The sequence below is a fragment of the Streptomyces maremycinicus genome, from assembly GCF_001184025.1.
Classification (GTDB): domain Bacteria; phylum Actinomycetota; class Actinomycetes; order Streptomycetales; family Streptomycetaceae; genus Streptomyces; species Streptomyces maremycinicus.
Genome location: NZ_BBYG01000009.1, coordinates 311,452 through 324,030, shown reverse-complemented (window position 1 = coordinate 324,030; position 12,579 = coordinate 311,452). Strand labels below are relative to the sequence as shown.

Annotated in this window: 8 protein-coding genes; 2 read left to right on the top strand and 6 right to left on the bottom strand. The window is 73.2% G+C overall.

What is annotated here, in order from left to right; genetic code table 11:
• Positions 1-37: 37 nt before the first annotated feature.
• Entirely contained in the window at positions 38-1,363 is a 1,326-nt protein-coding gene (locus AOQ37_RS05990) for an AAA family ATPase (RefSeq protein ID WP_078890053.1), read from the top strand.
• A gap of 479 nt (positions 1,364-1,842) precedes the next feature.
• Positions 1,843-3,072, top strand: a complete 1,230-nt coding sequence (locus tag AOQ37_RS05985; RefSeq protein WP_062641932.1) for a vWA domain-containing protein — start codon at positions 1,843-1,845, stop codon at positions 3,070-3,072.
• A gap of 13 nt (positions 3,073-3,085) precedes the next feature.
• Here AOQ37_RS05985 and AOQ37_RS05980 read toward each other — a convergent pair whose 3' ends face one another.
• The 6 genes from AOQ37_RS05980 to AOQ37_RS05955 all read right to left on the bottom strand — a co-directional run bounded on the left by AOQ37_RS05980 (position 3,086) and on the right by AOQ37_RS05955 (position 12,540).
• Positions 3,086-3,766 (bottom strand): hypothetical protein, encoded by a 681-nt coding sequence (locus AOQ37_RS05980; RefSeq protein WP_062641930.1) that lies wholly within the window; start codon positions 3,764-3,766, stop codon positions 3,086-3,088.
• A 137-nt stretch (positions 3,767-3,903) separates the two neighbouring features.
• Positions 3,904-4,422 (bottom strand): DUF1990 domain-containing protein, encoded by a 519-nt coding sequence (locus tag AOQ37_RS05975; RefSeq protein WP_062641928.1) that lies wholly within the window; start codon positions 4,420-4,422, stop codon positions 3,904-3,906.
• 71 nt (positions 4,423-4,493) lie between these two features.
• Positions 4,494-6,155, bottom strand: coding sequence for a M4 family metallopeptidase (locus AOQ37_RS05970; protein ID WP_062641926.1), 1,662 nt, complete (start codon positions 6,153-6,155; stop codon positions 4,494-4,496).
• A 319-nt stretch (positions 6,156-6,474) separates the two neighbouring features.
• A complete protein-coding gene (locus tag AOQ37_RS05965; RefSeq protein ID WP_374701479.1) occupies positions 6,475-8,526 on the bottom strand; it encodes a M4 family metallopeptidase in 2,052 nt (683 codons plus the stop codon).
• A 397-nt stretch (positions 8,527-8,923) separates the two neighbouring features.
• Positions 8,924-10,699 carry an ABC transporter ATP-binding protein gene (locus tag AOQ37_RS05960; RefSeq protein ID WP_078890023.1) on the bottom strand — a complete coding sequence of 592 codons (1,776 nt, stop codon included), beginning with the start codon at positions 10,697-10,699 and terminating at the stop codon, positions 8,924-8,926.
• Positions 10,696-12,540 carry an ABC transporter transmembrane domain-containing protein gene (locus AOQ37_RS05955; RefSeq protein ID WP_062641922.1) on the bottom strand — a complete coding sequence of 615 codons (1,845 nt, stop codon included), beginning with the start codon at positions 12,538-12,540 and terminating at the stop codon, positions 10,696-10,698. Before AOQ37_RS05955 ends, AOQ37_RS05960 begins: the two co-directional genes overlap by 4 nt.
• Between the last annotated feature and the right edge of the window lie 39 nt (positions 12,541-12,579).

Below are 12,579 nucleotides of genomic sequence, written 5' to 3'. Positions count from 1 at the left end.
TCTACGACCCCGAAGGTGATCACTCATGCCCACGCCCATGCCCACGCGTACCCTCTTCGCCACTCCGGCGTCCGCCGCCGCGACCTCTTCCGACCCGGCGGACCCTTCCGTCCCGCTGACCCCTTCCCTTCCGGCTTCCGTCTCCCAACTCGACATCGCGGGCGAGCTGTTGGCCCTGTTGCGTGATTCCACGACCGAACCGCGTCCCGACAGCCAGCTGGAGGCACTGACGCTGGCCGTGGCCGCCGATCTCCCGGTGCTGCTGTGGGGTGAGCCGGGGATCGGCAAGACCGCCGCGCTGACCCAGCTCGCGGAGACGCTCGACCTGCCGCTGACCACGGTGATCGCCAGCGTGCACGAGCCGTCCGACTTCTCCGGGCTGCCCATCGTCGGGGACGATCCGGCGGAGCAGGGTGTTCCGATGGCTCCGCCGGACTGGGCGGTGCGTCTGGTGCGGGCCGGCCGGGGGCTGTTGTTCCTCGACGAGCTGTCGACCGCGCCGCCGGCCGTGCAGGCTGCCCTGCTCCGCCTCGTACTGGAGCGGCGCATCGGAGCGCTGACGCTGCCGCCCGGGGTGCGGATCGTGGCCGCCGCCAACCCTCGCGGTTCGGCGGCCGACGGCTGGGAACTGAGCCCGCCGCTGGCCAACCGGTTCGTGCACCTCCAGTGGACCCACGACCACGAGGTCGTCGTCCGCGGCCTCGGCGGTACCTGGCCGCGGGCGACCCTGCCCCGGCTCGACCCGGCGAAGCTGGCGGAGGCCGTGGGCTTCGCCCGGCGCGCGGTGTGCACACTGCTCGCCGCCCGCCCCAGGCTCGTGCACCAGCTGCCCAGCAGCGAGGCGCGCCGGGGCGGCGCCTGGCCGTCGCCGCGCAGCTGGGACATGACCCTGAGCCTGATCGCCTTCGCGACCGCGGCCGGTTCCTCCCGCGACGTACTCTCCCTGCTGGTCAGGGGCACGGTAGGCGACGGTCCGGGACTGGAGCTGCTGGCGAGCCTGGACCGGATGGACCTCCCGGACCCCGAGACGCTGCTCGCCGACCCGGCGGGCGCCGAGCTGCCCGAGCGGGGCGATCTGCGGCAGGCCGTCCTCGACGGTGTCGTGGCCGCGGTCCGCACCCGCCCCGACCGGGCCCGTTGGGACGCGGCCTGGGCGCTCCTCGTACGGGCGTCGGAGACCGGCGCCCCGGACCTGGTGGTCGTCCCCGCGACGACGCTCGCCTCGTTGCGCCGGGAGGACTGGGACGTACCGGCGTCGATCGAGAAGCTGGCCGGAGTGGTGACCCTGTCCCGGCGGGCGGACCAGGCGGCGGGCCGCGCCGCGACCCGGACTGCGGCGACCACGGCGAAGGCGGGCCGATGAGCCGGAACGAGCGACAGCGAGGCGGCGACCTGCCGAGCCCTGGCGGGCGGCTGAGCGCCGACGAGCTGCCGAGCCGTGGCGGGGGGCCGAACCCCGGCGGGCGGCCGAGCCCCGGCGGGGGGCCGAGCCCCGGTGACTTGTTGAGCGCCGACGGGCTGCCGAGCCGCGGCGAGTTGCCGACCCGCGACGGGCGGCTGGGCGGCAGCGGCGTCGAGCTGCCGAGGTGCGACGGCCGACCGAGCCCCGGCAGGCCGCCGGGCGGCGGCGGCCGACCGAGCCCCGGCGACCTGCCGAGCGCCGACGGGTTGCCGAGCCTCGGAGGTCGACCGAGCCCTGGCGACCTGCCGAGTCCCGCTGGGCGACCGAGCCCCGGTGGCCTGCCGGGCTCCGGTGGCCTGTCGAGCTCCGGAGGGCGGCCGGGTTCCGGAGATCGGCCGCGCGGCAGCGGTTCGCGGGCTGTCGTCGGTAGGGCCCGGGAGGTGGGGGAGCCGGGAGGGCTGGACCTCGGCAAGTTGTTCGCCGCTCGGTTGCAAGCCGCTCGGGCCCGGCCCTACCTGGCGACGGCGCTCTTCGCCCTGCACCCGGTGGAGTCGCGCTGGGTGCCGACGATGGCGGTGGACCGGCACTGGCGGTGCTATGTCTCACCGGCGTTCGTGGACCGGATGCCGGTGGAGGAGCTGGCCGGGGTGTGGGTGCACGAGGTGTCGCACCTGCTGCGCGACCACCACGGGCGCAGTGAACGGGTCGCCCGGGAGCGAGGGCTGACCGGGCCCGGCGAACAGCTGCGGATGAACATCGCCGCCGACTGCGAGATCAACGACGACGCGTTCGGGGACGGGCTGGTCCAGCCCGAGGGAGCCGTCACGCCGGACTCCCTCGGGCTGCGGCGGGGTGAGCTTATGGAGGACTACCTGCGCCAGTTCCGGCTCGGGCCGCACACCCAGAACCTGGTCTGGCTGGACTGCGGCAGCGGCGCCGACGGACGGCAACGGGAGTGGGACCTCGGCCCGGACGGGGCGCACGGCCTGAGCGAACAGGAACGGGACGCCGTCCGCTTCCGGGTGGCACAGGGCATCGCCGCCCGCCGGGGGACCGCCCCGGCGGGGTGGCGGCGGTGGGCGGAGGAGGCCTTCCATCCGCCGCAGCCGTGGCGGGAGTTGCTGGGCGCGGCGGTCCGTTCGGCGGCCTCGGCCCCGGGCGCGGGGGAGGACTACTCCTACGGCCGTCCGTCCCGCCGCTCGGCGAGCGTCCCGGGCGCGGTGCTGCCGAGCCTGCGCCGCAGACCGCCCCGGGTGAGCGTGGTCATCGACACCTCCGGATCGGTCAGCGACGCCGAGCTGGGCAGCGCGATCCTGGAGGTCGCCGCGATCTCCCGGGCCGTGGGCGGCCGACGTGATCTGGTCACCGTGGTGCCGTGCGACGCGGACGCCCGGCTCGTGCATCCGCTGTGCCGGGGGGAGGGCATCCCCCTGATGGGAGGGGGCGGTACGGACCTGCGCGCGGGCTTCACCAAGGCGCTGCGCGCGCGGCCCGGCCCCGACGTCATCGTCGTCCTGACCGACGGCCAGACCCCCTGGCCGAGCTCCCGCCCGCCGTGCCGGACTGTGGTGGGCCTGTTCCCCCGCGGCTCGGCGTCGTACGACGAGGACGACCCGGAGTACGTGCCGGACGATCCGCCGGCCTGGGCGCGGGTGGTGGAGATCGGCTGACCGTGGGAGGGCGTTATGCGGCGGATGTCGTGTGATCGCGTGTGACCACGTTCACTTCGGGCGGAGGAAGCGTGTGAATATCTTGTGCTCCGGCTGGGAGATCCTTTAGAACTTGCCCCCTCGTGATCGTCCGGGCGGGGGGATTCCGCGCGTTCGGCACGTCGGAGCAGCGGAAGAGTGGAATGAAGCGAGTGAGAGCAGCGGCGTACGCGATGTCCGGAGTGCGCCCCCGCGGGTCGGCCGTCTCCAGGGCCGTGGTGGTGGTGGTGGCCGGTCTGTGCCTGGTGGGCTGTTCGGCCGCCGGGGGCGGGGGCGGGGACGGGTCGGCCGACAGGAAGAGTTCACCCTCGGGCTCGGTGTCCGCGTCGGTGAGTGCGTCGAGCGGGGCTGCTTCACCGAGCGCCGCTCCGAGCCGTTCGGCGACCGCGTCGGCCACGCCGTCGCCGTCGAGGACCTCGTCACCGCGGGTGACGAAGAACGCGTCGGGCGGTGGGGGCGGCGGCTCCGGCAGGTCGAGCGGTTCCGGCACGAGCGACGGCGGGTCCGGCGGGTCGGGCGGGTCCGGTTCTGTCGCGCAGAATCCCAACCGGGGGTCGAATCCCCCGCCCGCGCCGGCCCGTCCGTCGCCCACGCCGGAGTGGAGTTCGGAGGAATGGCAGCCCGGGGACCCGGTCGAGACCAGGCCGCTCGCCACGCCCGAGCAGGGCTGACCCGGACTCCGGCGTCCGGCGGTACGGCGATCCGGCGGAGTGCTGTCCCGTAGACGTGCTGTCCCGTAGGCGTGCTCTCCCACAGACGTAATGTCCCGTGCTGTCCCGTGACCGGGGGCGTCTACGACTCCTCGCCCCCGCACAACCCCCGCAGCACCACCCCGCACCGCCGCGCGTACGCCTGCTGCAAGCCCCGGGTCGCCGGGCCCCCGGCTCTCGCGTACCACTTGGCGGCCCGGCTGAAGGCGGAGACGGTCAGCCAGACCGTGCCGTCTCCGGTGCGGTCGACGACGAAGGACTCCTCGCCGCATTCGGGGTGGCCGGGGAGGGTGCCGTACGCCCAGCCGGCCCGCCGGTGTTCGTCCACCGTCCAGACCACCCGGCAGGGGGCTTTTATGAGGCCGGCCAGGGTGACCGTGACGTCGACGTCGGGGGCCGCCCGCTGCGCGGTGGTGTCCATGCCCACGCCCAGGGTGCGGTGCATCTCCCAGGTCAGGACCGCTTCGGCGGCCCGGCGGAAGACCTCGTGGCCCTCGCCGAGGCGGGTGCGGACGTGGAGGGAATGGAAGCCGGCGGGGCAGTGGCCGGGGCGGTCACGGGTCGCGCCGACATCGTCGTACGTGAAGTCCTTCGAAGACATGGGAGCCAAGGGTAAGGCGGTACCCGGGAAGCCTTCGTCCCGGGTACCGCCTCACGTCAACCGCGCATCTCTCAGGCGACGTTGACGGCCGTCCAGGCCGCCGCGACCGCCTTGTACTCGGTGCTGGTCGAGCCGTACAGCGCCGACGCCGCGCTCAGGGTCGCCGTGCGGGCGCCCGAGTAGGTGGTCGTCGAGGTCATGTAGGTCGTCAGCGCCTTGTACCAGATCTGGACGGCCTTGGCGCGTCCGATACCGGTGAGGGTGGAGCTGTTGTAGGTCGGGGAGTTGTAGCTCACCCCGTTGATGGTCCGGCTGCCGCTGCCCTCGCTCAGCAGGAAGAAGAAGTGGTTCGCCGGGCCGGACGAGTAGTGCACGTCCAGGTTCTTCAGCGAGGACGACCAGTAGTTGGCCGAGCCGCCGTCCTTGCTCGGCTGGTCCATGTAGCGCAGCGGGGTGCCGTTGCCGTTGATGTTGATCTTCTCGCCGATGAGGTAGTCGCCGACGTCGGAGGAGTTCGCCGCGTAGAACTCGACGGCGGTGCCGAAGATGTCGGAGGTCGCCTCGTTGAGGCCGCCGGACTCGCCCGAGTAGTTCAGACCCGCCGTGTTCGAGGTGACGCCGTGGGTCATCTCGTGGCCGGCCACGTCCAGCGAGGTCAGCGGGTGGGTGTTGCTCGACCCGTCGCCGTACGTCATGCAGAAGCAGCTGTCGTCCCAGAAGGCGTTCACGTACGCGTTGCCGTAGTGGACGCGGGAGTACGCGGCGACACCGTTGTTCTTGATGCCGCTGCGGCCGAACGTGGCCTTGTAGAAGTCCCACGTCGCCTGCGCGCCGTACGCGGCGTCGACGGCGGCCGTCTGGTCCGTGGTCGAGCTGGACGCGGCGCCGGTGCCCCAGGTGTCGTCCGCGTCGGTGAACAGCGTGCCCGCCGAGGAGGTCGTGGTGTGCGACTTGTTGTACGTCTTGTGGCCGCCGCGCGTGCCGTCCGTCAGCTGGTACGTCGAGCCCGACAGGGTCGTGCCGAGGGTCACCGTGCCCGAGTAGAGGCTCTTGCCGGTGCCGGTCTCGATGCCCTGGTACTCGTACAGCTTCTTGCCGGTGGCCGCGTCGGTGATGACGTGCAGCTCGTTCGGGGTGCCGTCGTCCTGGAGTCCGCCGACGACCGTCTCGTAGGCGAGGACCGGCTTGCTGCCGTTGCCGGCCCAGATCACCTTGCGGGGCGCGTCGCTGGCCTCGGTGCTGGCGGAGCCGGCGTCCTTGGCGAGCGTCAGGGCCTGCTTCTCGGCCTTGGCGGCGGTGACGACCGGGGTGAGCGAGGCGACCTTGATGGTGGTGTTCGTCGCCTTGGTGACGCCCTTGTTCACGCCGGCGGCCGACTCGTGGACGACCAGGTCGCCGCCGAGGACCGGCAGACCCGCGTAGGTCCGCTCGTAGCGCGTGTGGACCGTGCCGTCCGCGTCCTTGACGACGTCACGGACGACGAGCGCCTCCTTGGTGCCCAGGCCTATCTCCTGCGCGGTCGCGGTCGCGTCGGCCTGCTTGTCCTGGATCAGGGCGGTGCGGGCGGCGGGGGCCAGCGCGGTGGGCGCGGCGAGGGGGGTCGCGCCGGAGGCGTCCGTCGGGGTCTGGGCGGCCGCGCTGCCGGTGAGGCCGGTGGTGATCAGGGCTCCGGCCGCGACGGCGGTGGCGATGGCCAGGGTGGTGTGCTTGTGACGCGCGTAGAGGGAGGTCACACAAGCTCCTTGGATGTGGGGGTGCCCGGGCGGCGTGGGGTGGCCGTCCGTGACTGCTGTGAAGTTGTGCGGCGGGTGACAGGAAGACTGGCATCAAGGCGCGTACATGTCAGGACCCCGAAGTGATGTTGGCTGAAAATCAACGGCCGGATGAACGTTGCCGGAATGTGAACGGACTTGACCTGGGTAAAGGGCCAACAGGACGTAGGTAAGGCACCGGCAAAAAGGGAACGCCGTCCCGGCGGAGTCGGAGCTCCGGGACGGCGTTCTGTGCGCTGTCTCTCGTTCGGCTGTGCAGGGCCCCTGCGGGGCCTGTGGCCTACGGGAAGGTCAGCTTCCAGCTGTTGATGTAGCCGGTGTCCTGGGCCGCGTTGTCCTGGACCCGCAACTTCCAGACCCCGTTGGCGACCTCGGAGGACGCGTTCACGGTGTACGTGGTGTTGAGGTTGTCCGTGCTGCCGCCGGTGCCGTACGCCTTCAGCGTGTACGCCGTGCCGTCGGGCGCGAGCAACTGCACCTGGAGGTCACCGATGTAGGTGTGGACGATGTCGACCGCCACCGCGAGGTTCGAGGGCGCGTTGCCGGTCCGGCCGGAGACGGTGACCGAGGAGGTGACCGCCGCCCCGTTGTCCGGAATCGATACGTCGGCGGCGTTCTCGAAGGAGGTGCCGCCGCCGCCCCCGCCGCCGGAACGGGCGCCGACCGCGACGCCGGCCCACGCGTCCTGCACCGCCTTGTACTCGGTGGAGGTGGTGCCGTACAGCTCACCGGCCGCCGCCAGCGTGCCGGTGCGGGCCGCCGCGTAGTTGGTGGTCGTGGTGAACTTCGTGGTCAGCGCGCGGAACCAGATCTTCTCGGCCTTGTCGCGGCCGATGCCGGTGACCGGGAGGCCGTCCGAGGTGGCCGAGTTGTAGGTGACACCGTTGATGGTCTTGGTGCCGCTGCCCTCCGACAGGAGGTAGAAGAAGTGGTTCGCCGGGCCGGACGAGTAGTGGACGTCGACCGATCCGATCCCCGAGTACCAGCTGTCCTTCGACGCGCCGTCCTTGCTCGGCTTGTCCATGTAGCGCAGCGGCGAGCCGTCGCCGTTGATGTCGATCTCCTCGCCGATGAGGTAGTCACCGACGTCCGAGGAGTTCTGCGCGTAGAACTCGACCGAGGTGCCGAAGATGTCCGAGGTCGCCTCGTTGAGGCCGCCGGACTCACCGCTGTAGTTCAGCCCCGCGGTGTTGGAGGTGACGCCGTGCGTCATCTCGTGCCCGGCCACGTCGATGGACGTCAGCGGGTGGGTGTTGCCCGAGCCGTCGCCGTACGTCATGCAGAAGCAGCTGTCCGACCAGAACGCGTTGACGTACGCGTTGCCGTAGTGCACGCGCGAGTACGCGCCGACCCCGTCGCCCCTGATGCCGCTGCGGCCGTGCACGTTCTTGTAGTAGTCCCAGGTCAGGGCCGCGCCGTAGTGGGCGTCGGCGCCCGCGGTCTCCAGGTTGGACGCGGCGCCGGTGCCCCAGACGTCGTCGGGGCCGGAGAAGAGGGTGCCGGTGCCGGAGGTGCCCCGGTTGAGGTTGTACGTCTTGTGGTTGCCGCGCGCGCCGTCGGTCAGGTTGTACGTGGACCCCGACTGCGTGGTGCCGAGGGTCACCTGGCCGCTGTACATGGTGTTGCCGGTGCCGGTCTCGATGCCCTGGTACTCGTACAGCTTCTTGCCGGTGGCCGCGTCGGTGATGACGTGCAGCTCGTTCGGGGTGCCGTCCTCCTGGAGCCCGCCGACGACGGTCTCGTACGCCAGGACCGGGGTGCCGTTCGCCGCCCAGATCACCTTGCGCGGGGCGCGGTCGGTGTCCGCGTTCTCGGCGCCCGCGGCCGTGGCGAGGCTCAGCGCCTGCTTCTCCGCCTTGGCCGCGCTGAGGGCCGGCGAGAGCGAGGCGACCTTGATGGCGGCCCGGGTGGCCTTCGTGACGCCCTCGGTGGCGCCGGACTTCGCGGTCTCGACGACCAGGTCGCCGCCGAGGACCGGGAGGCCGCCGTAGGTGCGCTCGTAGCGGGTGTGCAGGGTGCCGTCGGCGTCCTTGACGACGTCACGGACGACGAGCGCCTCCTTGGCGTCGAGGCCCAACTCCTTCGCGGTGGCCGCCTTGCCGGCGTCCGCCTCCCGGATCAGCGCGGCACGCTGGGCGGGGGTGAGGCGCACCGACTCGGCGCCCGGGTTGGCCTGACCGGCCGCCTGCGGTGCCTTCACCGGGGCGGCGGTCGCCGCGCCGGACTGCACGGCGGCGGCGATGAGCGCGGAGACGCCGACGAGGGCGACGGCCGCGGCACGACGGGAGGTGCTGTGGGGGGTGCGTCTGCGAGAGGGACTGCTGCTCAACACTGACTCCTTCTGCGCGGCCACGGGTCACGCGGCCAGGGGAGACCCGACGGCGGGTGAGCCGCGCGGGCACGACAAAGGCGGTACGCAGAACAAAGGCGGTACGTGGAGCGGGATTTGCTGTGGGGTTGCTGTGAACCAGCAGTGGGAAGAGTGGCAGTGGATTGCGCTATCTGTCAGGAGCGCGTCAGGAAGTTGGCCGGAAACAGTTCGTTGTCCGGTAGTTCATGTTCGATATGCGGTCGAGTCGCCGCCGGGACACGTCGAGCGGACGGCAGGACCCGCAGGACACCGCCGAGCGGCCGGCCCGAGGTGTCGAGCGGCCGCCGGGCGGGCGGTCGTCCGGCCGGGTGACCGGCACGGCCGCCCTGCCCGGTCGCGGGGCGGGGCGAACCGGAGGTCAGGACTCTGCGGCGCGCTCGCCGTGCCAGGTCCGCCAGAGTGTCGCGTACGCCCCGCCCGCCGTCACCAGGGCCTCGTGCGTGCCGAGTTCGGTGAGACGGCCGTCCTGCATCACGGCGACCCGGTCCGCGTCGTGCGCGGTGTGCAGGCGGTGGGCGATGGCGATGACGGTCCGCCCCCGCAGTACCGCGGCCAGCGCCCGCTCGGTGTGCCGGGCGGTCGCCGGATCCAGCAGGGCCGTCGCCTCGTCCAGGATCAGCGTGTGCGGATCGGCCAGCACCACCCGCGCCAGGGCGAGTTGCTGGGCTTGGGAGCCGTCCGTCCGGGCGCCGCCCGCGCCGAGCACGGCGTCCAGGCCGCCGGGCATCTCCCGGACCCAGTCGGCGGCGCCGACCGCGGCCAGCGCCTCCCACAACCGCGCGTCGGTCGCGGCCGGTTCGGCGATCAGCAGGTTGTCGCGGACCGTACCGAGGAACACATGGTGCTCCTGGGTGACCAGCACGACCTGCCGGCGCAGCGTCTCCGGGGCCAGCTCCGCGACCTGCACCCCGCCCACGGTCACCGTGCCCGCGCTCGGCGCGTCCACCCCGGCGAGCAGCCTGCTCAGCGTCGTCTTGCCGGCGCCCGACGGGCCGACGACCGCGAGCCGCTCACCGGGCCGTACCGTCAGATCGACCCCGCGCAGTACCTCGCCGCCGCGCTCGTAGGCGTACCGCACGCCCGTCACGTCGATCCGGTCGTCCGCCGGAGCGGGCGCCCCGCCGTCCGGCTCGGCGTGCGGTGCCCGGGCCAGGCCCTCCACCCTGGCGAACGAGGCGCCACTGCTCTGGAGCTGTTCGACGCGCATCAGGATCTGGTCCAGCGGCTCGGTGAACTGCCGCAGGTACAGCGCGGCCGCCACCACCGCACCCAGGCTCATCGAGCCCCGCGCGTGCAGCGCGCCGCCCAGCAGCAGCACACCCGCCACCGGCAGCGAGTAGGACACCTCGATCACCGGGAAGAACACCGAGCGCAGGTAGAGCGTGCGGAAACGGGTGCGGCGCGCGATCTCCAGCGCCTCCCGGCCGGCCGCCGTCCGCCGCTCCTGGAGCCGGAACGCCTCGACCGTACGCGCCCCGGACGCGGTCGAGGCGACGACCTCGGCGACCTCGGAGGTGGCCGCGCCCTCGGCGAGGTAGGCCGCGCGCGCCCGCCGCAGGTACCAGCGCAGCGCGCACCAGATCGGGGTCAGCCCGAGCACTCCGACCGCCCCGAGCAGCGGGTCGATCACGAACACCGCGCCGAGCGTGAACAGCGCCTGCACCGTGCAGACCAGCAGCTCGGGCCCGGCGTCCCGCAGGGTGGTGCCCACGGCCGCCACATCGGCGGTGCCGCGCGTGGTCAGGTCGCCGGTGCCGGCCCGCTCAACCACCGACGCGGGCAGCGCGAGGGCCCGCCCGACGAACTCCTCCCGCACCCGTGCCAGCATCCGCTCCCCGAAGCGGTGCCCCGCGTACCGGGCCCAGCGGGCCAGCAGCAGCTGCGCGAGCGCGCAGAGCACGATGGCCGCCGCCAGCCGGTCCACGGCGCCGGTGCCGTGCCCGGCCCGCACCTCGTCGATGATCCGCCCCAGCAGCCACGGCCCGGCCAGCCCGGCCCCGGCGGCGAGCACGTTCAGAACGAGCGCTCCGGCGAAGGCCCGCCGGTCGGCCCGCAGCAGCCGTACGGCCGCCCGGCGCACGTCACCGGGCGTGGCGACCGGCAACCGCCCCGACGACCCGTCGACCACCGTCACCGCGCGACCTCCTCGGCACCCGCGCCGGCCACGTCATCCGGGTCCGGATCACTGTCGTCGGAGTCGCGGGCCACCAGGGCCCGGTATCCCGGTTCCCGCTCCAGCAGGTCGCGGTGGTGGCCGCTCGCCGCCACCTTTCCGTCGACCAGGAAGTGGACGGTGTCCGCCTGGGCGAGGAGCAGCGGCGAGGTGGTGGTCACCACCGTGGTACGCCCGGTCCGCGCGGCGCGCAGCCGCCGGGCGACCACCGCCTCCGTGTGCGCGTCGAGCGCCGAGGTCGGCTCGACGGCCAGCAGCACCCCGGGGTCGGCGAGCAACGCCCGTACCAGCCGGACCCGTTGCCGCTGGCCACCGGAGAGGTTGCGCCCCTGCGCGGTCACGGGCGACTCCAGCCCCTTCGGCAGGCCCCGCACGATGTCGTCGGCGGCCGCCGCCCGCACCGCCCGCCCGAGATCCGCCGGGGACGGCGTCCGTCGCCCGCCCACCACCTCGCGCAGACTCCCGGCGAACAGGTCGGCCTCGTGGTCGGCGACCAGGATCCGCTCCCTGACCTGGTCCAGGGGGACGGCGTCCAGCCGTACCCCGCCCCAGGTGGCGTCCGAGGGCCCGTACCGGCCGAGCCGGTCCACGACGGCGGTCACCTCCGCGTGCCGGGCGCCGACCAGCGCGGTCAGCCGCCCCGGGGCCACCCGCACACCCGAGACCGGGTCGTGCAGCACGGACGGCTCGGCCGGCGCGTCGGCGACACCGGTGCCGGTGCCGGTGCCGGTGCCGGTGTCGGTGTCGGTGCCTGTGCCGGTGTCGGGTGCGGTACCGGTGTCCGATCCGGTGGTGCCGGGTACGGCGTCGGGGGCCGGTTCCAGCCGCAGCAGCCGTACGACGCGACGGGCGGCCACCACGCCCCGGCTGAGCTGGTAGCCCATCTCGACGAGGAACGCCACCGGGCCGATCAGGACCGCGACATAGCCGTACACCGCCACCAACTCGCCGACCGTCAGCTCCCCTTGGGCGGCGAGCCGGGCCGCCGCCCAGGTGACCACGGCGAGGAAGAGCGTCGGCAGGCCCACCCCCAGTGCCTGCATCCAACTGGTGACCGCGCCGACCCGGTAGCCCTGCGCCCGCAGCCGCTGCGAGTCACGGTCGAAGGAGGCCGCGAACAGCTCCTTGCCACCGAGCCCGTTCAGGACCCGCAGCCCGCCCGCGAGATCACCGATCCGCGCGGTGAGCACGCCCTGCCGCTCCCGGTACTCCGTCTCCGTGCCCTGGAGCCGCTTCATCAGCGGCCCGACCAGCACCGCGACCACCGGCATTCCCAGCAGCACGATCGCCGCCAGCAGCGGCGACACCGACAGCAGCAGCCCGGCGACGAAGACGCAGACGACGACCGAGCCGACGCCCGGCCCGATCACCGTCAGCGCGCCCGCGATGGTGTGCACGTCGCTCACGCCGATCGTGACGACCTCCGAGGCCTCCACCTGGCGGGGCAGCGCGGCGCCGAGCCGCACCGTGTGCCCGACGACGACCTTGGTGGTGCGCAGGTACGCGTCCATCCGCACCCGGGTCATCGTGCGGTGCCGCATGATGCTCACCCAGGCGTTGAAGGCGCCCACGGCGAACAGGGCCGCCGTCCAGCCGGCCAGCGCCGCCGTGTCACCGGGCTCGAGCCCGTCGTCCACCGCCTTGGACAGCAGGTACGGCGTCACCGCCATCAGCACCATCCAGACGCTGGCCAGCACCGCCCCGGCCAGCGCCCGCCACGGCTGGCAGCGCACCAGCCAGGCCAGGTAGGCCCAGCCGCCGCGCCGGTCCGGCGCGCCGGGATCCTCGTAGGCGTCGATCATCCGCTCGTTCCTCCGGCCCCCGTGGTCCTCCTGGATCCC